Origin of the sequence: Neisseria shayeganii, from assembly GCF_014054965.1 — a bacterium.
GTDB lineage: Bacteria > Pseudomonadota > Gammaproteobacteria > Burkholderiales > Neisseriaceae > Eikenella > Eikenella shayeganii.
The window spans coordinates 1,853,202-1,874,422 of the sequence record NZ_CP059567.1; the positions used below are offsets into that span (position 1 = coordinate 1,853,202).

General features: G+C 63.5%; 26 protein-coding genes and 1 pseudogene. All 27 read left to right on the forward strand.

The window, feature by feature from the left end; all coding sequences use genetic code 11:
• Positions 1–3 precede the first annotated feature (3 nt).
• Entirely contained in the window at positions 4–1,599 is a 1,596-nt protein-coding gene (locus H3L94_RS09030) for a DUF935 domain-containing protein (protein ID WP_182121746.1), read from the forward strand.
• The gene (locus H3L94_RS09035) at positions 1,589–2,938 is read left to right on the forward strand and encodes a phage head morphogenesis protein (protein ID WP_182121747.1); all 1,350 of its coding nucleotides are present in this window, start codon (positions 1,589–1,591) and stop codon (positions 2,936–2,938) included. The genes H3L94_RS09030 and H3L94_RS09035 overlap by 11 nt, the downstream gene beginning before the upstream one ends.
• 105 nt (positions 2,939–3,043) lie before the next feature.
• A complete protein-coding gene (locus tag H3L94_RS09040; RefSeq protein ID WP_182121748.1) occupies positions 3,044–3,598 on the forward strand; it encodes a phage virion morphogenesis protein in 555 nt (184 codons plus the stop codon).
• A 228-nt stretch (positions 3,599–3,826) separates the two neighbouring features.
• Complete coding sequence (locus H3L94_RS09045; protein ID WP_182121749.1) at positions 3,827–4,975, forward strand: phage protease; 1,149 nt, start codon at positions 3,827–3,829, stop codon at positions 4,973–4,975.
• A complete protein-coding gene (locus H3L94_RS09050) occupies positions 4,972–5,874 on the forward strand; it encodes a Mu-like prophage major head subunit gpT family protein (RefSeq protein ID WP_182121750.1) in 903 nt (300 codons plus the stop codon). Before H3L94_RS09045 ends, H3L94_RS09050 begins: the two co-directional genes overlap by 4 nt.
• Before the next feature lie 61 nt (positions 5,875–5,935).
• Positions 5,936–6,385: a hypothetical protein gene (locus tag H3L94_RS09055; RefSeq protein WP_182121751.1), complete on the forward strand. Its 450-nt coding sequence runs from the start codon at positions 5,936–5,938 to the stop codon at positions 6,383–6,385.
• Positions 6,382–6,801 (forward strand): gp436 family protein, encoded by a 420-nt coding sequence (locus H3L94_RS09060; protein ID WP_182121752.1) that lies wholly within the window; start codon positions 6,382–6,384, stop codon positions 6,799–6,801. Before H3L94_RS09055 ends, H3L94_RS09060 begins: the two co-directional genes overlap by 4 nt.
• Positions 6,785–7,432, forward strand: coding sequence for a DUF1834 family protein (locus H3L94_RS09065; protein ID WP_182121753.1), 648 nt, complete (start codon positions 6,785–6,787; stop codon positions 7,430–7,432). The genes H3L94_RS09060 and H3L94_RS09065 overlap by 17 nt, the downstream gene beginning before the upstream one ends.
• Positions 7,433–7,442: 10 nt before the next feature.
• Positions 7,443–7,640, forward strand: coding sequence for a DUF2635 domain-containing protein (locus H3L94_RS09070; RefSeq protein ID WP_182121754.1), 198 nt, complete (start codon positions 7,443–7,445; stop codon positions 7,638–7,640).
• The gene (locus H3L94_RS09075) at positions 7,630–9,057 is read left to right on the forward strand and encodes a phage tail sheath subtilisin-like domain-containing protein (protein ID WP_182121755.1); all 1,428 of its coding nucleotides are present in this window, start codon (positions 7,630–7,632) and stop codon (positions 9,055–9,057) included. The genes H3L94_RS09070 and H3L94_RS09075 overlap by 11 nt, the downstream gene beginning before the upstream one ends.
• 15 nt (positions 9,058–9,072) lie before the next feature.
• Positions 9,073–9,447, forward strand: a complete 375-nt coding sequence (locus H3L94_RS09080; protein WP_182121756.1) for a phage tail protein — start codon at positions 9,073–9,075, stop codon at positions 9,445–9,447.
• Between the two features lie 75 nt (positions 9,448–9,522).
• Positions 9,523–10,044, forward strand: a complete 522-nt coding sequence (locus tag H3L94_RS09085) for a hypothetical protein (protein ID WP_182121757.1) — start codon at positions 9,523–9,525, stop codon at positions 10,042–10,044.
• A gap of 105 nt (positions 10,045–10,149) precedes the next feature.
• Positions 10,150–10,536: a phage tail assembly protein gene (locus H3L94_RS09090; RefSeq protein WP_182121758.1), complete on the forward strand. Its 387-nt coding sequence runs from the start codon at positions 10,150–10,152 to the stop codon at positions 10,534–10,536.
• Positions 10,536–10,748, forward strand: coding sequence for a hypothetical protein (locus H3L94_RS09095; RefSeq protein WP_182121759.1), 213 nt, complete (start codon positions 10,536–10,538; stop codon positions 10,746–10,748). Before H3L94_RS09090 ends, H3L94_RS09095 begins: the two co-directional genes overlap by 1 nt.
• Entirely contained in the window at positions 10,745–13,000 is a 2,256-nt protein-coding gene (locus H3L94_RS09100) for a phage tail tape measure protein (RefSeq protein WP_182121760.1), read from the forward strand. Before H3L94_RS09095 ends, H3L94_RS09100 begins: the two co-directional genes overlap by 4 nt.
• Position 13,001: 1 nt before the next feature.
• A complete protein-coding gene (locus tag H3L94_RS09105; protein WP_182121761.1) occupies positions 13,002–14,372 on the forward strand; it encodes a DNA circularization protein in 1,371 nt (456 codons plus the stop codon).
• Positions 14,356–15,474, forward strand: a complete 1,119-nt coding sequence (locus H3L94_RS09110; RefSeq protein WP_182121762.1) for a phage baseplate assembly protein — start codon at positions 14,356–14,358, stop codon at positions 15,472–15,474. Before H3L94_RS09105 ends, H3L94_RS09110 begins: the two co-directional genes overlap by 17 nt.
• Before the next feature lie 21 nt (positions 15,475–15,495).
• A complete protein-coding gene (locus H3L94_RS09115; RefSeq protein ID WP_182121763.1) occupies positions 15,496–16,110 on the forward strand; it encodes a phage baseplate assembly protein V in 615 nt (204 codons plus the stop codon).
• 2 nt (positions 16,111–16,112) lie between these two features.
• Positions 16,113–16,328: a hypothetical protein gene (locus H3L94_RS09120; protein WP_182121764.1), complete on the forward strand. Its 216-nt coding sequence runs from the start codon at positions 16,113–16,115 to the stop codon at positions 16,326–16,328.
• A gap of 69 nt (positions 16,329–16,397) precedes the next feature.
• Positions 16,398–16,751 carry a phage GP46 family protein gene (locus H3L94_RS09125; RefSeq protein WP_182121765.1) on the forward strand — a complete coding sequence of 118 codons (354 nt, stop codon included), beginning with the start codon at positions 16,398–16,400 and terminating at the stop codon, positions 16,749–16,751.
• Positions 16,748–17,800, forward strand: coding sequence for a baseplate J/gp47 family protein (locus tag H3L94_RS09130; protein ID WP_182121766.1), 1,053 nt, complete (start codon positions 16,748–16,750; stop codon positions 17,798–17,800). Before H3L94_RS09125 ends, H3L94_RS09130 begins: the two co-directional genes overlap by 4 nt.
• On the forward strand, positions 17,797–18,363 hold the full coding sequence (locus H3L94_RS09135; RefSeq protein WP_182121767.1) for a YmfQ family protein: 567 nt from the start codon (positions 17,797–17,799) through the stop codon (positions 18,361–18,363). The genes H3L94_RS09130 and H3L94_RS09135 overlap by 4 nt, the downstream gene beginning before the upstream one ends.
• Before the next feature lie 10 nt (positions 18,364–18,373).
• Positions 18,374–18,559: pseudogene (locus tag H3L94_RS13070) on the forward strand (phage tail protein); the annotation flags it as partial.
• A 663-nt stretch (positions 18,560–19,222) separates the two neighbouring features.
• Complete coding sequence (locus H3L94_RS12880; protein WP_342355428.1) at positions 19,223–19,705, forward strand: phage tail protein; 483 nt, start codon at positions 19,223–19,225, stop codon at positions 19,703–19,705.
• Between the two features lie 28 nt (positions 19,706–19,733).
• Positions 19,734–20,486 carry a hypothetical protein gene (locus H3L94_RS09145; protein ID WP_182121768.1) on the forward strand — a complete coding sequence of 251 codons (753 nt, stop codon included), beginning with the start codon at positions 19,734–19,736 and terminating at the stop codon, positions 20,484–20,486.
• Entirely contained in the window at positions 20,483–20,959 is a 477-nt protein-coding gene (locus tag H3L94_RS09150) for a hypothetical protein (protein WP_182121769.1), read from the forward strand. The genes H3L94_RS09145 and H3L94_RS09150 overlap by 4 nt, the downstream gene beginning before the upstream one ends.
• On the forward strand, positions 20,940–21,119 hold the full coding sequence (locus H3L94_RS09155) for a hypothetical protein (RefSeq protein ID WP_182121770.1): 180 nt from the start codon (positions 20,940–20,942) through the stop codon (positions 21,117–21,119). Before H3L94_RS09150 ends, H3L94_RS09155 begins: the two co-directional genes overlap by 20 nt.
• Positions 21,120–21,221: the final 102 nt, after the last annotated feature.

Sequence of the window (21,221 nt, forward strand, 5' to 3'; positions counted from 1 at the left end):
TTTATGGCCTCAAAAAATGACAAAAATGCCGCAAAAGGCGGCAAACAACACGCCCCCAAAAGCGGCAGCCAAGCCGCCGCGCTGATGGCGCGCCACGGCACCTTTGCCGAGCACCCCAGCAAGGGGCTGACGCCGCTGAAACTGCACCAGATTTTGCAGGCCGCCGAAGAGGGCGACATCGCCGCCCAGTCGGCCCTATTTGCGGACATGGAAGAAAAAGACGGCCATATTTTTGCCGAGATGAGCAAGCGCAAGCGGGCGCTGATTGGTTTGGACTGGCGAGTGGTGGCACCCAAAAACGCCTCGGCCGCCGAAAAGGCGCTGGCCGAAGAAGTGGGCGAGTGGCTGGCCGGCTTGGATGATTTTGAGGCGCTGATGTTTGACCTGCTCGACGCGCTCGGCCACGGCTTTGCGGCGGTGGAGATCGGCTGGCGGCAAATCGGCGGCCTGTGGCTACCTGAAAAGTTTGTCCACCGCCCGCAGGGCTGGTTTACGCTCAAAGACGATACCGTGCGCTTGCTCGGCGTGGACGGCCAGCCGCCGCAGGATTTGTGGCCGCTGGGCTGGATTGTGCACCGCCATCAGGCGCGCAGCGGCTTTTTGGCGCGCGGCGGTCTGATGCGTACGCTGGCTTGGCCGTATTTGTTCAAAAATTATTCCGTCCGCGATTTGGCCGAGTTTTTAGAGATTTACGGCCTGCCGGTGCGGCTGGGCAAATATCCGGCCGGCGCCAGCGAGGAGGACAAGCGCACCCTGCTGCGCGCCTTGGCCGGCATTGGCCACAACGCCGCCGGCATCATCCCCGAAACCATGCTGCTGGAGATGCTCAACGCGGCCAACGGCAGCGGCGACACCTTTATGGCGATGACGGACTGGTGCGAGCGCACGCAGTCTAAAGTGATTTTGGGCGGCACGCTCACCAGCCAAGCCGACGGCAAAACCAGCACCAATGCGCTGGGCAATGTGCACAACGAAGTGCGGCACGATCTCTTGGTGTCCGACGCCAAGCAGTTGGCCGCCACCATCACGCGCCAGCTGATTTGGCCTTTGCTGCAAATCAATAAGGGCGCTGTTGATCCCGCCCGTATCCCTTATTTTGAGTTTGACTCACGCGAGCCGGAGGACATGGCGATGTATGCCGAGAGCCTGCCGGAGCTGGTGGGCTTGGGCATGCAGATCCCCTTGGAGTGGGCGCACGACAAGCTGGCGATTCCGCAGGCGGCCGAGGGCGAGCCGGTGTTGAGCCTGCCGCGCCCGGATATGGCCTTGCCGCCCGAGGTGCGCGGCAAGGGCAATACTGCGGCGGCATCCGCCCGCTACCGTCAGGTAGCCTTGAGCCGCCACGGCGAGATCATCTACCCGGATCAGGCCGCCTTGGATGCGGGCACGGACCGCTATTTGGCGGCGGCGGATTTGCCCGCCCAGCTGGAGCCGCTGATTAAGTCGCTGGGGCAGGCGGTGGCGCAGGGCCAAAGCTACGAGAAGGCTGCCCGCGCCCTGGAGGCGGCGTGGCCGCTGTTGGATACCGCGCAGCTGCAAGAGGCTTTGGGCCGCGTGTTGTTTGTGGCCGACCTATGGGGGCAGATGGGTGGGCAATAAGGCGGATTTGGGCTATGCGTTTACGCTCACGCCCGAGCGGGCGGTGCGTTATTTTGAGACGCTGGGCTACACGGTGCCGGCCGATTGGCCGCAGCGGGCGCGGGAGGCGGCCGCCAAGGCGCAGACGGTGGCCGGCCTCTACCGGCAGGATTTGGTGGGCGAGCTGCATCAGGCGATGGCGGATGCCGCCCGCCAAGGCAAGCCGTTTGCCGCTTGGCGCGATGATGTGGCCGCGCGGTTTGGCACCAAGGGGCTGCAGCTCGACCAGGCGGGCGACTTGGTGGACACCGCCAGCGGCGAGGTGGCGGGCACAGGGCTGACCCGCGCCCGCTTGGAAACCGTGTACCGCACCAATATGCAGAGCGCCTTTATGGCGGGCCGCTGGCAGGAGCTGCAGGACAACAAAGCCCATATGCCTTATCTGCAATACACCGCCGTGATGGACAGCCGCACCCGCCCGCGCCACCGCGCCCTGCACGGTTTGGTCTATCACATAGACGATGCGTTTTGGGATGCGTTTTACCCGCCCAACGGCTACAACTGCCGCTGCACGGTAACCGCCTACAGCCGGCGCGATCTGGACAAGCGCGGCCTTGCGGCCAATGACAGCCGCGGGCAGATTGAGGACACCCACATCATCATCAACAAGCGGGGCGACAGCGTGCCGGCCAAGGCGCTGCGCCTGCCGGACGGCAGCCGTTTTACCGCCGATAAAGGCTTTGACGGCAATGTGGGCCGCCGCCATCTGGCGCAGCTGGGGCAGCTGCAATTGCAGCGGGCGGTGGATTTGCCGCCGAGGATTGCCAGCATGGCGGTGAGTGAGACGCTCAAGCAGCCGGCAACCATGCGCGCACTGGTGGCGCAGATGACACAGATGGTGGCCAAGGCGCAGGCCGACGGCTATGCCAGCGGCCAGTTTATGCATGTGGGCGTACTGCCTTTGCCGGTGTTGGACGCGCTGGCGGCGCGGCAGTTGATGCCGCAGACGGCGGTTATTTCGGCCAGCGATGAGCGGCTGTGGCACGCTTGGCGCGGGCAAAAGCAACAGCCTTTGCCGATGGATTTTTGGGAGCGGCTGCCCGAGCACTTGGCCGCCCCCGATGAAATACGTTTGGCAAAGTCCAATAATCCGGGGCAGCAGGACGGCCTGTTGTTTATTTACGACTTACCGGGTCAGCCCGGCAAATTGGTAGTCACGCTGGATTATGAGCTCAAGATACGCCACCCGGTAAGCAATAAAAAAGAGCGGGTAACCACCAATATGGTTAACACCGGCTCTGTTGTGACTGGCCAACAAGTCCAAAACTTGAGCCAGTATGATTTGATCTGGAAAAAGTGATACACCCTTTGCCTGATTCGAACAGGATCACGCGGGAGCTTAACGCTCCCGCTCCCTTTCCATTTGGTAACCCGGGTGCATCACTCTTTGGCTTAAGTATATATTATGATTGAGATACAAATCAACACAGCCGCCGTGCAGCAGGCGCTTGACGACGCTGCCGACAAGCTGACCCACCGTGCACCGCTGATGCGCTCGGTGGCCGCCCGCCTGCACCGTGCGGTGGATGATAATTTCAATGCACAGGGCCGCCCGGAATGGGCCGGCCTGAAAACCGGCAGCTGGTTGTCACGCGCGGGAGCACTTACCAAACGCGGGCGCGTCTCACAAGCGCGATACAACAAAAAGGTGATTGGCGGCAAAATACTGCAAAACACCGGCCGCCTGCGCAACAGCATCACCGAGCAGAGCGACAACGACAGCGCGGTGGTGGGCACCAATGTGGTTTATGCTGCCATCCACAATTTCGGCGGCCAGACGGCAGCCCATGTGATTTACCCGCGCAACAAAAAAGCCCTGGCATGGGCGACCGGTATGTATCCCGTTAAAAAGGTCAACCACCCCGGCAGCAAAATCCCCGCCCGCCCGTTTATGGTGCTCACGCCCGAGGATGAGGCCGATTTGGTGGAGACCGTCAGCGATTATCTGGCCACCATTTGAGACCGGCCGCCTATCTGATTCCGTCGCCCGCCCCAAAAACGCCCTAAACGGGCGTTTTTTGTTGCCGCCCATGCCGAGATACCAGACGGGCGGCCAATCGCAATCCTAGGCCAATCTAAACACCGTCTAAACACGCATCCTTAATCATCCCGCGCCCGCGTATCGGCTCCGCTGCCGGGTGAGACCGCTCAACCGGCTGCATCCGGCCGCCGCCGCGACAATGCGGCCATGAGCAGACAGACCCCCCATCCTCCGCTGGTTGCCGCCTGTGCCGTAGAGCTTAACGGCGCGGCCAACCGCATCCAACTGTTTCCGGCTGGCGAGTTTAGAGGCAACGACGGCCGCCCGGCCGATGCGCCGTGCTGGCGTATGACGGCCGAGCTGGCCGCGCCGATTGTGGCTGCCCTCAACAACCGGGCGGTGCGCCTGATGGTGGACTACGAGCACCAGACGCTCTACGCCGCCAGCAACGGACAGCCCAACCCGGCCTCCGGTTGGTTGGGCAAGCTGGAGTGGGTAGAGGGCAAGGGTCTGTTTGCGGAGGTGGAGTGGACGGCCGCCGCCAAAAAGCGGATTGCCGAGGGCGAGTATCGCTACATTTCTCCGATGTTTCATTATCTTCCCTCCGGCGATATCACCACACTGCTGCCGCCGGCCCTGACCAACACCCCCGCGCTGGACGAGCTCGACCCGGTGGCGCTGGCCGCCGCCTCCAAGCTGTTTGTGACCCCCGCAACCAACCCCCCAAAGGAAGACCCCATGAATGAAGCGTTAAAGCAGATGCTCGCACTGCTCAATCTGCCCGAAACCGCCACCGAGGCGGAGCAGCTGGCGGCCGTGGAGCAGCTCAAAGCCGCCACCGGCGGCAAGCCCTTGGCCGAGCTGTTGGCCGATAAGGCGGCTGATAAGGCCGCCGACAAAAAAGACGGCGACAAAGGCGAGGGCCAAGCCGATCCCGCCCCGCCTGCCGCCCCGCCGGCAGATCCGGGTACCGCCCCCAATACCGCCGCGGCATCGGCACAAACCGTGCCTTTGGATGTGCTCAAAGGCCTGCAGCAGCAAGTGGCGGCTCTGAGCCAGCAGCTGGCACAACAGGAGGCCGACAAAACCACGGCGCTGATTACCGCCGCCCTCTCCGACGGCCGCCTGCTGCCCGCCCAAAAGGCGTGGGCGGAAAACCTCGGCAAAACCCATCCGCAGGCACTGGCCGACTTTTTGGCCACCGCCCAGCCGCTGGCTGCCTTGAGCAGCATGCAAAGCGGCGGCATCCCGACCGCCGCCGGCAAGGCCGGCTTGAGCGCGGAAGAGGCAGCCGTTGCAGCCGCGCTCAATATCTCCCCCGATGACTACGCCAAAGCCAAGGAGGCAAACGCATGATTATCACCCCGCAATCCCTGCAAGCCCTGAAGACGGGCTTTGCCAAAAACTTTCAGGACGGCTTGGCGATGGCTGAGAGCCAGTTTCGCGACCTCGCCACCGTGGTGCCGTCGTCCACCGCCAGCAATACCTACGGCTGGCTGGGCCAATGGCCGGGCTTCCGCGAGTGGGTGGGCGACCGTGTGTTTAACGATATGCAGGCGCATGCGTATGCGATTGCCAACAAGCACTACGAAAGCTCCATCAAGGTCAACCGCAACGACATCGAGGACGACAACCTCGGCATTTATGCGCCGCTGTTTACCGAGATGGGCCGCGCCACCGCAGTGCATCCCGACGAGCTGGTATTCGGCCTGATCAAAAACGCCCACGACACCTTGTGCTACGACGGCCAAAACTTTTTTGATACCGACCACCCGGTCGCCGAAAAAGTGGACGGTACCGGCAGCAAAACCACCGCCAGCAACCTCTACGCCGGCAGCGGCACCGCTTGGTATCTGCTCGACACCTCGCGCGCCCTGAAGCCGTTTATTTTCCAGGAGCGTAAGGCCGCCAAATTTACCGCCATGACCGCCGACACCGACGAAAACGTGTTTATGCGCAATGAGTACCGCTACGGCGTGGACGGGCGCTACAACGTGGGCGTGGGCTTTTGGCAGATGGCGGCCAAATCCAGCGAGGATTTGACCCCGGAAAACTTTGCCAAGGTCTATACCGGCATGCTGGCCCAAAAAGCCGACGGCGGCCGTCCGCTGGCCATCCGCCCGACCGTGCTCTTGGTGCCGCCCACCTTGGAGGACGCCGCCAAAGCCATTTTGGAGGCAGAGCGCACCGACGCCGGCAAGACCAATGTGCACAAAGGCAAGGCTAAAGTGCTGGTATCGCCTTGGCTGCTGTAACCCCGTTTCAGGCGGCCTTAAACAGCGTTTAAAGCCGCCTTATGCCTTATAAGGAGCAAATATGGCCCGTCAAAAAGACGACAAAACCCAAACCGGCGAATCCAAAGACAAGGCCGCCAATAAACCAAGCGCGCAGGCAAGCAAACCCGACACACCGGCAGGACAAACCGCAACGCCGCCGTCAGGCGATGCGGATCAGGCGCAAGCCGTGTCTGACACCCTAATCCCACCCGATATTGCCCCGGGCGACGCCGACAAGGCCGCACCGCCGCCGGAAGCCCGACCCTTGGTACCTCAACCCAGCGGCGAGCCGCCCACAGAGGACGCCGAAGCCGCCTACGTCAAAACCCGCACCGCCGAGCGTTTTTACCGCTGCGGCTTGGAGTTTGGCCGCGCGTGGCGCTTGGTGGAGCGCAAAGACTTGAGCGAGCCCAACTGGCAGCGCCTGCTGGCCGAGCCGCACTTGGTGGCACAAGGCGTGGTGCTGACGGCAGAGGAGCCCGCCTCATGAGCTACGCCACCGTACAGGATATGGTGACCCGCTTTGGCGAGGGCGTGATGGTGCAGCTCACCGACTTGGTGCGCAGCGGCCGGATCGACCATGCCGCCGCGCAGACTGCCTTGGACGACGCCACGGCGGAGATAGACGGCTACCTCAACCGCTACACCCGCCCGTTTGCCGAGGTGCCGCGCATCCTCACGGTGTATTGCTGCGACATCGCCCGCTACCGCTTGGCCACCGGCATGCGTCAGCTCACCAATGACGTGCAAAGCCGCTACGAGGCCGCCACAGGCTACCTGAAAATGGTGGCCAAGGGCCAAGCCGGCCTAAGCGGCCTGCCTGCCGATGCGGCGCCGGCCACCGACAACACGGTGCTGTTTGTCAGCCCGTCCGACAAGGTGTTTGGCCGTGATAGCGTCTATTGAGGCCGCCATCATCAAGCGCCTGCGCCAAGGCATGGGCCAGCTGGTGACCGGCGTGCACAGCTACGGCGGCGAGCTGGACGACGAGGGGCTGTATCAGGTGGTGCAGCAGATGCCGGCGGTGTGGGTGACCTTTGGCGGCATCCCAAAAACCGAGCCATCCAATACCGCCCGCGGCAAATACAAGGCTGAAGGTCGTTTTGTGGTGATGTGCGCGGCGCGCTCTTACCGCAGTGAGGCGGCCAGCCGCACCGGCGGCCCCTCGCGCTGGGAGATCGGCAGCTACGACCTGATTTACGCCATCCGCCGCCTGCTCACCCGGCAGGATTTGGGCCTGCCCTGCGATTATCTGCAACCCGGCGCGGTGCGCACTCTGTTTAACGGGCGGCTGGAGCACAACGAGGCGATGAGCGTGTTTGCCTGCGAGTTTGACACCCACTGGTATGAGGAGCCGCTGCCCAACGGCGCCTGGCCGCAGACGCCGGACAGCCCGCAACACCCCGACCAATTGTTTGTGGATTACAGCGGCGCTTTGAGCCCGCCCGATCCCGATTTGACGGGCGTGCGCCTCAAAGTACACAGCCCGCCCGAGCAACCCGACCCCGCCGTGGAGGCGGAGGTCTCCCTCAAATAAGGAGCCCAGCATGAGCTTATTGGTACAGGCCGCCCCCGGCCTCAAGGTGCCGATGGACGGCCAGCCGCACCGCTACATCACCGACGATACGCCGGTGGCGGTGGCGGAAACCGCCTACTACCTGCGCTGTCTCGACTACGGCGATTTGGTGCGCGTGACGCCCGAGGCCGCCGCCCCGCAAAAAGGAGCCGAAAAAAATGGCAAGTAGAAACATCACCTTTGACAAAATCCCCGCCTCTACGCGCAAGCCTGGTGTGTACGCCGAATGGAACACCAAGCTGGCCGTGCGCAACCTGCCCACCAACCGCCAGCGCGTGGTGCTGATTGCCCAGCACACCGCCGCCGGTTTGGGCGCAGTATCTACCTTGGCGGATGTGTTTTCCGCGGCCGAGGTGGCCGAACGCTGCGGCGCGGGCAGTCAGGCGCATCTGATGGCCGAGGCCGCCATCAAGGCTTACCCCTATGCCGCCTTGAGCCTGATTACGCTGGCCGACCACAGCGGCGGCGTGGCCGCCACCGGCACCATTGCGCTGGGCGGCCCGGCCACCACGCAGGGCGTGCTGCGCGTGAGCATTGCCAACGCCGACACCCTCACGCTGGGCGTGGCCGCCGGCGACACCGCCGACAAAGTGGCCACCGCGCTCAAGGCCGCGATTGACGCCAAACCCGAGCTGCCGGTTACGGCCAAAGCCAGCGGCGGCACCGTTACCCTGACCGCCAAAAACAAGGGCACCGAGGGCAACAGCATCGGCATCAGCGCCGCCGCCACCGCCGCCGGCCTCACCGCCCAAGTGACGGCTATGGCCAGCGGCGACGCCAACCCCGACATCCAACCCGCGCTTACCGCCATTGTGGCCGAAGGCCACGACATCATCGCCTGCGGCATCCGCGACGAGGCCAACCTTATCAAGTTACGCACCCACCTGGAGACAGTGGGCAGCCCGATGGAAAAACGCTGGGCCATCGGCATCTACGGCGACACCGGCAGCCTCTCCGCCGCCACCACCCAAGCCGGCAAACTCAACCACGGCCAAATGGTGTGCGCTTGGTATCGCGGCAGCCCCAGCCTGCCGTGCGAGCTGGCCGCCGCCTTTGCCGCCGTAATGGCCAGCGAGGAAGACCCCGCCCGCCCGCTGAATACGCTGGCGCTCTCCGGCATCGGCGTGTGTGCGAGCAAAGACAAGACCATGCGCACCGAGCAGGAAAACGCCCTCTACAACGGCGTGGCGCCGGTGGAGACCAGCCCGGACGGCAGTCGCGCCCAAATCGTGCGCGCCATCACCACCTACACCAAAACCGCCAACGGCACGCCCGACGAGAGCCTGCTCGATGTGACCACCGTGCGCACCCTGATCTACGTCTCCAAGGCGTGCATTCAGCGCATTGCCCTGCGTTTCCCGCGCGACAAGCTCTCCGACAAAACCCCGCCGCGCGTGCGCAGCGAGCTGATCGATGTGCTGATGCGCTGCGAGGAGCTGGAGATTTTGGAGCAGGTGGAGCCCAATCTGCCCAAGCTGATTGTGGAGCGCGACCTGCAAAACACCGGCATGCTCAATTGCCGCATCCCGGCCGACGTGGTCAACGGCCTGCATGTGGTGGGCATGGTGATGGACCTGTATCTGTAATAAGGAGGCCAAACAATGGCAACAGAGTATGTAGGCAGCATCACGCTGTATGTGGACGCCGCCGAGGTGGACATCACCAAGCTGGACGTTAAGGACAGCACCGGCCGCAAGCCGGTTAAGGTGATGAGCCGCACCCTCCGCACCAAGGGCTTTTGCCGCGGCGTGGGCCAATACGACATCAGCATCACCGCCGTGGTGCCCACCGACGGCACCGTGGTCAATTGGGGCGACATCGAGGACGCCAAAATCACCAGCGTGCCCGACATCAAGGGCGCGCCGGCGGAAAGCTACCTGGGCTTTTGCGTGACCGAGGTGGGCAAAACCTACACCGTGGACAACGAGTTGGTGGTGGACATCACCGGCTTTGCTACGCGCAAAGTGGTGGAGTAGGCTACCTGAAAGCGTTAAGATGCGTTAATATTGCAGCCCTGCCGATTTGGCAGGGCTTTGTTTTGGAGAAAGATAATGCGGAAATTATGGGTTTGTGCGGTTTTGGCTTTGGGGTTGGCGGGCTGTGGGCAGCCGGAGCCAACAGAACCGGCTGGGCAACACAAAGAGGCGCAATTACCAACGGCTCCTGACGCACAAGAGCGCAAGTATTTTTTTGCCGATAAGTACGAGTTTACGGACGAGAGACAGGCTTTTTATTTTGAGCGTGCCGCCCGTTTCCGTATTTTGCAACAAGGATTGGACAGCGATTTTGACCGGTTTTTGCGCGGGCAAATGCCGCAGGCGGGGGATGTAGCCAAATACCAAGCCAATATTGCCGAGGCGGTCGGATATTATGCCGCCGAAAACGCGGAGGGTGACCCGTTTTCCGCGTGCGGTAAAGCCGCAAAAGACGCCGAAGAGTTGGTAAAAATTTTAACCATCAGCGGCAGCGGCCCATCAACTTTTGATAAAGAGCCTTATGCTGCTTATCGCCAGTCGATGCTGGCATGCCGGAATGCCTTAGCCGACGCCGAAAGTACACTAAAGCGTAAATAGGATTAGACTACCCCCTGAAACCGCTCAAGCGGCTGCCTGCAAGCCTTTAAACGATAATTAAACCTCTCTTATTGTTTGGTTTAACCTGCGTTTAAAGGCTTTTTTATGTCCGCAAAAAACACCGCCCCCGATGATCAACTGGAGCAGGCTGTCGCCGAGTGCGGCTTGGCCGTTGCCGCCGACGGCCGCACCGTTTCAGGTAGCCTGAAATACGGCGTCGAATATGATGGGCAATACCACCATGATTTTGAGCTGCGCCTCTTAACGGTGCGCGACGATATGGCGATTGCCGCCGGCCTCTCCGGCTTTGAGCTGGCGATGGAGCGGCAGGCGCGCTCGTTTGTCCGCTTGGGCGGTGTGCCGCCCGAGGCGCTGACCGGCGCTTATCTAACCGACCATCTGATTGCCGACGATATGGATGTGCTCTATCTGGCCAAAGAGCTGCTGGCAAAAAAGCGGCACCGCCCGACTACTACTGCCACGCCGTCTTGATGCTCGGGCAATTCGGGCTACCTGAAAGCCGGGTGCAGGCCATGAGCCTGCCCGAGCTGGCTGCCTTTGTGCGGCAGGCCGACCTGATCCAGCGCGCGCGCCGCCCGCTGTTGCCGGCGGCGCCCATTATCTCCGCAGCGCCCGCGCCGGCATCCGTGCCGGCCGGGCCGTCTGATACCACCACTTATGTGAGCAAGAGGCGCAAAACATGAGCCGCAATATTGTCGAGCTGATTGCCCGTTTTCGGGACAACGCCAGCCAAGGGCTGCGCCGTTTGGAGCGCGAGACGCAGCGCACGGCACAGATGCAGAGCCGGGCGTGGGCGCAGGCCGGCCGGCAGCACCAGCAGATATACGGCGCTTATGCCCGGCTCGGTATCCGCTCCGAGCATCAAATCCGCCGCGAGATCCAGCAGACGCAGGCGGCCTATAACCGTTTGTCCCGCGTCGGCACCCTCTCGCAGCGCGAGCTGGCGCGGGCGGCGGAGGCCACGCGCAACAAAATCCGCCAGCTCAACAACGAGCTGGGCCAAGGCGTGGCGCAAAGCAGCCGCTGGCAGCGGGCAGTAGGCGGCGGCCGCCGTTTGGTGGGCGGCGCGGTTACGGCCGGCGCGGCGTTGACGGCCGGCGCTTATGTGATGGCGCAGCCGGTACGCCGCACCATGGATTACGACACCGAGCTGCGCCACGCCACCAATACCATGTATGCCGGCAAAAGCCTGGCCGAAAAACAGGCAGGCATGGCAAAAATCCACCAATCGGTCAGCGCCGCCGCCCACACCGGCGGCCGCAGCCGCGAGGAAACGCTGGCCGCCATGAATACGATGGCCGCCAGCGGCACGATGAGTGACGAGGCGGTGTTGCGCCTGTTGCCTACCGTCATGCGCACATCCGCTGCCGCCAATGCAGATGGCGAGCAAATCGCTACCTTGGTCAGCAAGGCGTTGCAGGCAGGTTTTACGGAGAGCGACATCCCCGCTTTGCTTGACCGGGCGATGCAGTCCGGTGTGGACGGCGGTTTCGAGCTGCGCGATATGGCGCGCTGGCTGCCGCAGCAACTGGCCGCCATGAAAAACGCCGGCATGGCGCCGACCTTGGACAATTTTTCGGCGCTGCTCAATGCCAACCAGCTGTCATTTATGACGTCCGGCAGCGCCGACGAGGCGGGCAACAATCTGGTCAATTTGCTGGCTAAAATCAATAGCCAAGAGACCATCACCAAAGCCCGTGGCATCACTATTAACGGGCAAAAAGGCTTTGATTTTACAAAAGAAATGAATAGCCGTCAGGCGGAAGGAATGAACTCGCTGGATGCCTTGGTGGACATTGTGCGCGAGCTGGTCAGCAAAGACGAGCGCAGCCGCGAGCTGGCGCAAAAGCTCAATGCCGCCCAAGGCGACGAGGCCAAAATGGCGCTGCTGGAGAGCCAAAAAGCGCTGGTGGACGGCACCGCCGTCGGCCAACTGATTAGCGACCGCCAAGCGCTGATGGCCTTGTTGGCGCTGGCCAACAACCCGCAGGCCGCTGCCCGGCTGCAACAGGGACAGGCCAATGCCGCCAGATCGGTCAATAACGCTTATGACTTTGTTGCCCAAGGCTCCGGCTTTAGGGTGGAGCAAAGCAAGGTCACGCTGCGCGATGCCGAGTACGGCGCCTTTAACGCGGCCACCGACAAGCTGGCCGACGGGACGCAGGCGCTCTCCGACTGGGCGCGCCAAAACCCGGAGACGGCACAGGCGGCCGTCGGCGCTGGCTATGGCGCCGGTGCCATTATGGCTGGTGCCGGGCTTTGGCATACCGGCTCCATGCTGCGCAGCATGGCCAGTGGCGCAACGGCTGCATCAGCGTCCGCGCGTGCTGCGGCCACAGCCACCCAAGCGGCAGCCACAGCACAGGCGGCCGCCCAAGGCAGCCGCTGGTCGCGGATGATGCCGCGCGGGGGCGCTTTTGGGGCGATGGCTTGGGCCACACTGCCTTTGAGCGCCATGTATGACGTTACCCAATGGGCCGGCGAGCGCGACAAATACGGCGAGCGCGCCGAGGCCATCCGCAAGCACACCGCCTGGCTGAATCCTATCTCCGATTATCTGCGCGGCGACGTGGAGGCCCAAGCGTTGCGCCGCCGTGCGGGCATGAGTCCCGACCACGCCCGCGCCTATGTGGATCATATGCGCGGACAGGGCAAAGACCCCGCCGCGGGCGACCCCGAAATGGCGCAAATTATGGCGCAGTTTGGCTTGGCGGTGGATACCTACCAGCAGGCCGGCGACCAATATATGCAGGCGGTGGCCGACAACCAGACCGCCGCCCAACAGCTCAACGAGGCGGCAGAAAAAGTAGGCGCCGCCGCCGCGCGCATGCTTACCGCAGCCGGTACGCCCATCCCGATTACGGTAACGGTGCAAAACGGCAACATCGCCGCCTATCTCAACCAAGCCGCCGCCCGCGACGGCCGGAGGAATTGATATGTCTTGGCAAGATACCCTGCTGGATGCCAGCTACAAGGGCGTGCCGTTTGAGGCCACCGAGGATGCCCTGCGCGGCGTGCACGCGCTGGCCGAGCACAGCTACCCTTTTGTGGACGGCTCCGACATCGAGGACACCGGCTGCGAGGCGCTGACGATGGACATCACCGCCGTGCTCTACGGCGACGATTACGAGGGCCGCCTGCAAAAGCTGATTCAGGTGTTGCGTGAGGGCGGCGGCGGCGAGCTGGTGCACCCCATTTACGGCAGCGTGCCCGATTGCGTGGTGGCCGATTTTGAGGTGGGGCATCATGAGGACAGCCCGGATTACGCCACCATCCGCATCAGTTTCCGGCAGAGCGTGGCGGCGGCGCCGTTTTTTGCGCAGGAGCTGCCTTTGGCGATGGCCGACGAGATCGACCACTTTGCCGATTTGGCCGCTTGGCAGGGCTTTGAGGTGTTTAGCAAGGCGCTGGCCGGCATCCGCGGCCAGCAGCGCCGTTGGAATGCCTTTCACGCCGCCGCGCTGACGGCGGTGGGCGTGTTGTACGGCCAGATTAACGGCGTGTTTTCAGGTAGCCTGGACTTAATCAACAGCCCGCGCGTGTTGATGACGGAGCTGCTGTCGGTGTTTGGCGGCTTGGCCGGTCTGTACCGGCGCGGCGGCAAAACGCTGGACGGCTGGCGCGATTTGGCGGGAGCCACCCGCCGTGCGGCCGATGTGCCGCGCCAAGTGCACAGCAGCCTGATTGATGCCGGCAACCGCGCGCCGATAGACCACCAAGGCGCGCGGGTGGAAGATGTGGCGGCGCTGTGCGGCCTGATTGCCACCGTCGGCGCCGCCAACTTGGCCAGCGAGGCGGCCGACCTGTTGGCGCTGGAGCTGGAGCAGCCGGTATTGACCCCGCGCGAGGTGTCGCAGGTGTTGGCCGACAGCCGCGAGGCATTGATGCGCAGTCTCACCGCCCAGCGCATCTGCGGCATGATGCTGGCCAACCCGGACAAGGCCGCCGAGATGGCCGGCCACCTGCTCGACCTCTACCAAGAGCCGGCGCAGCCCGCCGAGGGCGTGTATCAGCGATTTGAGGCGGCAGGCCTGCTGCCCGCGCGCCCGTATCTGGAACACACCGCCGAGCTGGCGCAAAGCGTGCGCCGCACCGCCCACACCCTGCAAAAGCAGGCGCTGGCCGTCATCAATCTGCGCCCGCCCTTGGTGCAAAAGGTGGCGCACGCCGATACCAGCCTGCATCTGCTGGCGTTTGCGTGGTATGGCGACTACCGCCGGCAGGCCGAGCTGGTGCGCCTCAATCCGCAGATCCGCCACCCCAACTTTGTGCCGCGCGGGAGCCTGATCCATGCCTACGCCCGATAACACCGTCTCCCTGCTGATCAACGGGCAGACCCACGGCCAGTGGACGGATTACGACATCGACAGCGACCTGCTCACGCCGGCCGACGATTTTGCCGTTACCCTCGGCCGCCCGGTGGATGCCAAGCCTGATGCGGTGCAGCCGGGCGACAAGGTACAGGTGCGGGTGGGCAGCGATACGGTGCTTTCCGGCCGCATCGACCGGGTGGAGACGCGCACCGAAAAGGGCGGCAAAACCCTGACCATCACCGGCCGCGACGAGGCGGCCGTGCTGTTGGACTGCTCCTGCCCCATCTTTGACGCGCAGGACATGGATTTGCCGCAAATCATCGACAAGATCGTCAAGCCGCTGGGGCTCACCCAAATCCGCATTGACGCCGCCCGCACCCAACGCACGCACAAGGTGCAGATTGAGCCGGGCAGCCGCGCTTGGGATGCCTTGGTGCAGTATGCCGAGGCCAACGGCCTGTGGCCGTGGGTCGAGCCGGACGGCACCTTGGTGGTAGGCGGCCCCGATTACACCGCGCCGCCGGTGGCGGATTTGATTCTGCGGCTGGACGGGCGCGGCAACAACATCGAGCAGCTGGAGGTGGAGCGCGACCTGTCGCCGCGTTACAGCGAGGTGACGGTGCTGGGGCAGAGCCACAGCGGCCGGCACAATATCCGCGCCACCGCCAAAGACGAGGGCTTTAAGCTGCACCGGCCGCTGATTGTGGTGGAGGCCGATGTGGACGACAAGGCCGAGGCGGAACGCAAAGCCAAAAAGCGGCTGGCCGACGGCCGCTTGGAGGCGCTCACCATTACCGCCACCGTCAAGGGTCACCGCAATGACGACGGCGTGCTGTGGCAGCCCGGCCAGCGCATCCGCGTGATGAGCGAGCCGGACGGCTTGGACGCGATCTATTTTTTGATGGCGCGTAAGTTTGCCGGCGGTCGCGGCCAGCCCACCCACACCGTGCTGACCCTTAAAGAGGACGGCGCTTGGGTATTGGATGCCGACCCGCCCAAACGGCAGGGACAACAGGGCAACGGCAACCGCCGTCGGCGCAGCGGCCGCCGCCGCAACGGCGGAAGCGCTGAGAAACAATTGCAAATATTGGATTAAATGTCTTTTAAGGGATGATTAATGGACGCTAAACAGGTGGATAACCGCATCAAACGCGCTTTCGGCGCGCTGCGGCAGGCTTTCCGCGGCCAAGTGCGGCGCACCGATGCCGGCGGCGGGGTGCAGCGCATCCAGCTGGAGGGCCTAGACGGCGAGACGGTGCAGGATTTGGAGCACGCCGAGCAGTTTGGTTTTACGGCCCATCCGCCTGCCGGCAGCGATTGCGTGGTGGTGCCCTTGGGCGGCAAAACCAGCCACGGCATTATCGTCACCACCACCAATGGCGCCTACCGCATCACCGGCCTGCAAGAGGGCGAGACTGCGGTCTATAACATCGACGGCGCCAAAATCGTGCTCAAGCTCGGCCGCATCATCGACATTGATTGCGAGGTGCTCAACATCAAGGCCCCCGGCGGGGTCAATATCGACGCGCCCAATGTGGACTGTACCAACCAGATTACGGCGTCCGGCCAAATTAACGGCAACGGCGGCATGGAGGTTAAGGGCGGCAGCGGAGCCAGTTTTGAAGGCGACATCCGCCAGATTGAGGGCGACTACACCACCAGCGGCACGGTGCAGGCGCAAACCGTGAGCGCGCAAAAAGTACAGGCGCAAACCATTGTTGAGGGCGGTTAAACATGGCGGCAAACAACTTATTTAACCCACCCCGTAAAGTCAAAATGGATTTTGCCGGATTAGACGGCGACGCATTTTCGCTGATTGCCGGCTGGACGATTAATGCGATGTATCAAGGGTGGAGTCCGGTAGATTGCAAGCAGGTAACAGAGGAGGCTATCTCCGGCGATTACGGCCATTTTTTGGCTGTCATCCTAGCGCATAGCACGGAGAGTTAAGCAATAGGCCCAAACCCGGTGAGGCCGCTCAAGCGGGTAAAGCAGCGTCCATATCCCACAATAAGGGGTATGGACGCTTTGCTTGACCCCTACACCGGCGATTATGTGGCCGACCAGTCCGCAACCGGACTGGAAAACGAGACCTATATCCGCCTGATGACGCCGCTGGGCAGTTATTGGGGCGACCCCGCCTTGGGCAGCCGCCTGCACGAGCTGCGGCGGCAGAAGCACCTGACGCGGGTGGAGGTGTTGGCGCGGCAGTATGCCGAGCAGGCCCTGCAGCCGATGTTGTCGGCCGGCCGTGCCCGCTCGGTGGCGGTGAGCGCCGCTCTGTTGCGGCCGGGCTGGCTCAAGCTGCATGTGGCTGCGGTTGATCCCGGCGGCCGCCCGGTTAATCTGGACTACGAGGTATCGCTGGCATGAGCACCTACAACCTAGAGCAGATCCGCGCGCAATACCTGCGCGACCTGCAAAACATGGCGCCGGCCGCCCACGTCCATCCAGGCAGCGACAACCACGCCCGCGCCACCGCTTTGGCGGCGCTGGCGGAAGGCCAATACCAGCACCAAGAGTGGGTGTTGCGCCAAGCCTTTGCCCATACCGCCGACCCCGCTTATTTGGAGCGCCATTGCGCCATGTACGGCATCCAACGCAAACCGGGCGCCGCCGCGGGCGGGCGGGTAAGCGTGCGCGGCAAAGCGGGCACCCGTCTGCCGCTGGGGCTCACCGTGCAATACGAGGGCCGCCTCTACCGCACCCTGCAAGAGGCGGTGATCAGCAGCGGTACGGCCGAGCTGCCCTGCCAAGCGGTGGCCGTGGGTGCGGCCTACAACCTGCCCGCGCACACCGTGGTCCGCCTGCAAAGCGCCCCCGCCGGCGCCGAGACGGAAGCCACCGTGGTGCAGATGATCGGGGGCACCGATACCGAGGACGATGCCGCCCTGTTGGCGCGTCTGCTGTCGCGCCTGCGTCGCCCGCCCGCCGGCGGCAATGCCCACGACTACTACCGCTGGGCAATGGAGGTGCCGGGCGTGGAGCAGGCGTTTGTGTACCCGCTGCGCCGCGGCTTGGGTACGGTGGACGTGGCCGTGCTGACCGCCGCCGGCCTGCCGTCGCCACAGGTGGTCAAAGCGGTGCAGGACTACATCGACGAGCGGCGCCCGGTGACGGCCAAGCACTCGCTGGCGCTCTCGCCCACGGCGGTGCCGGTCAGCATCCGGGCGCAGGTATCCCTGCTGCCGGGTTACGCCCTGCCGGCGGTCAAAGCCCAGATTGAGCAGGCATTGCGCGATTACTTTGCCAAGCTCAAGCCCGGCGAGGCGGTCTATAAGAGCCACATTGAGGGCGTGATTACTTTGGCCGCCGGTGTGCGCGACCGCGTGGTCAGCGCGCCGGCCGGCAATACCGAGGCCACCGTTACGCCGCAGCTGCAATGGCTGACCTTTGGCGGATTGGAGTTGGGCACCCTATGAGCGATTACGCCGCCCTGCTGGCCCAGTGTTTTCCGCCGGTCAGCTACGACACCGCCGCCGCCGGCCAAACGGCGCAGCGGCAGGCGGAAGCCGAGGCCTACCGCCGCCTGCAATACCACGCCGAACGCGTGCTGGATGCCTGCTACGCCCCCGCTGCTGCGGGCTATCTGCCGCGCTGGGAGCAGCTGTTGGCCATCACGCCGCCGCAACCGGGCAACTACGCCCGCCGCGTGGCCGACGTACTGGCCAAGCTCAACGCCACCGGCGGCTTGAGCATCCCCTACTTTACCGCGCTGGCCGCTGCAGCCGGTTACACCATCCACATCAGCGAGCCGCAGCCCTTTAGGGCGGGTGTTAACCGCGCCGGCCACCGCTTGGCCAGAGAGGACATCATGTGGGTGTGGTGGGTGGATGTGGCCGCCAACCGGCAGACCGTTTGGCGTTTCCGCGCCGGCAGCAGCACCGCCGGCAGCCGCTTGAGCGATTACAGCGATGCGGTGATTGAGACGATGTTTAACGAGCTCAAGCCCGCCCACACCGCCATCCGATTTACCTACCGATAAGGCAGATGATATGCACCCCATTGATACGCAAGACAAATTATTTCACGACGGCGACGGCGTCAGCGAGCTGGGCACCATCCTGCCGGCTTGGTGGCTCAATCAAGTGCAGGCAGAGGTGCTGGCCGTGTTGGGCGCGGCCGGTATCAACCCCGATAGGGCTAATAACGGCCAACTGCTGCAAGCCATCCGCGGCCTAATGGCCGCCGGTGCCGTCCCCTACACCGGCGCCGCCAAGCACGTTGACCTAAACGGCAAAAAACTCAACAACGCCGGCGAGCTCAAGCTGGGCGACGGCCGCAACAATGTCTATCAACAATTGATTTTTGGCAATTACGAGCGCTCGCCCGGCAACGGCAACTACGGTGCTGTATCCAACAGCAAATTTTCCGGCACGTTACGTTGGGCGGCCATCTCTAACTACGGTGAGGACGGCCAACATATCAGCAGCCTATTTGCGGATACCGCCAAAGCCTATGTGCGTATCGGCAGCACCAACCACGAGCTCGCCAAAGCCGCCGACACCATCTTGACGCAATCCGGCACCTTTACCGGCACGGTCGGATACAACCGCATCATCTCCGTCAACAACGGCAACGACGGTATGCCCGACGGTGCCTACAAATACGGTCTCGGCCTCTCGCTGGCATCCGGAAACGGCAAAGCCCAGCTCTATATCGCGCACACTGGCGGGGTGTACGCCCGTGGTGGATATCACACGCATCCCATGCAGCAGTGGTACAGAGTGGATGGCGCCGACTGGGCTGACGTGCGCGGCCGGCCGACCACCCTTGCCGGCTACGGCATCACCGACGCCGCCAGCCGTACCGACGTCACTCAAGCCGCCCCGCCAGGCACCGTCATGTATTTCGCCGGCCGCAACCCGCCGGCGGGCTGGCTGAAGGCCAACGGTGCCGCCGTCTCCCGCACCACCTACGCCCCGCTGTTTGCCGCCATCGGCACCATCTACGGCAGCGGCGACGGCAGCACCACCTTTAATTTGCCGGATGTACGAGGCGAGTTTGTGCGGGGCTGGGATGACGGGCGCGGGGTAGATGCCGGTCGTGCTATCGGCTCCGTACAGACGGATGAGATTAAGCGGCACGTGCACAAATTTATATCATCTGACGTGACAGGCAGCGACGCCTTGGCTGTGGTGCGATCGGATCTGTTTGAGCAGGATGATGATGTCCCGGATCAGTTGCAACACAGCGACATCATTGGTGACGGTAGTGGCTGGGGAGACAACGGCTGGGCACAGCCCAAATTGACCAGCCCCTATGCCACCGGCGGCACAGAGACCCGCCCCCGCAACGTAGCGCTGCTCGCCATTATCAAAATCTAATCATCAGGCTACCTGAAAGGAAAACCCCATGACTGCAAACATCCCGTGGACCAAACCCGTCTGCCAACTCGACGCCGCGGGCATCTACGTCGGCCAAGCCGAGGCCGATCTCGATGTGTATGCCCGAGATGGCAGCTATCTGATTCCCGGCGGCTGCATCGACACCGCGCCCCCGGAGGCCCGCGAGGGCATGGCCACCAAATGGACGGGCAGCGGCTGGCAATACCTGCCCGACCACCGCGGCCAAACCGCCTACCGCACCGCCGACGGCCAAGCCCTCACCATTGACACCGTGGGCGAGCTGCCCGAGGGCCTCACCCTGCTGCCACCGCCCGACAGCTGCCACGAGTGGGACGGCGCGGCGTGGACGCTCAACCCCGCCAAAGCCGCCGAGCGTTTGGACGCCCACCGCGCCGAGGAAACCGAGCGCATCAACGCCGCCGTGTACGGCGTGGCCCAGCCCCTGTTGCGATTCCGCGCCGAGTACGAGCTGCGCGAGAGCCAAGCCCGCGCCTATGCCGATGCCGGCTACACCGGCGAGGTGCCCAGCCAAGTGGCCGCCTTTGCCACCCCGGCCAATCTGCAGCCGCAACAGGCCACCGACATCATCCTGCAACAAGCAGCCAAGCTGCACGCCGCGCTCGACCAGCTGGCCACCCTACGGATGCGCAAGTTTGAGCTGCAACAGCTCGACAGCACCGAGGCCGTTACCGAACGCAGCAACGAGATACTGGCGGCGGTGGCCTCCGTCGGCGAGCAACTGCACGGGGGTGACGCATGATCTACCTTGCTCTTTATCGTGGCCGCAAAACCATCCGTCGCCCCTACGACCTGCTGGCCCGCGCCTCCGATTGGCTCACCCGCGTGATGACACGCGGCCCGTACAGCCATTGCGAGCTCGTCACCCACCTCGGCGGCGGCCAATACGGCTGCTACTCCGCCTCCGTGCGCGACGGCGGCGTGCGCCACAAAACCATGCCTCTGCCGGCCGACAAGTGGGACCTCATCCCCATCAGCAGCCGCGAGAGCCTCGCCATCGACCTGCAGGCTCACTACGCCGCCACCCACGGCCAAGCCTACGACTGGCCCGGCGCGCTCGGCTTTGTCCTGCGCACCGCCCACCGTCCCGAGCGTTGGTTTTGCAGCGAGTGGGCCGGCCATGTGCTCGGCCTGCCGGACAGCTGGCGGTTTTCGCCAAATGATTTGGCGGCCATCGCAAAAAAAGGAGAACGCCATGGAAACCAAGCTGTGTAACTGGTGCGAGCGCATTGGCCATGCCTGTGTGTGGCCGGTGCGGGCGCTGAATTTTGTCGCCGGCCTTTTATTCCTGCGCAATATGGTGGCAACGTGGCAACAATGGCGGAGGCGGCAAAACTATCGTCATCAACGCCACTGGCAGCGACTGGATACATAAGCGGGATTTCTGCCTTGCTTGAGTGGGGTGGGCTGCCTTTCAGGTAGCCCACCCTTGATTTGAGTATTAAGTTTAGTTATTCTGTTATTTTATATTCTTTGA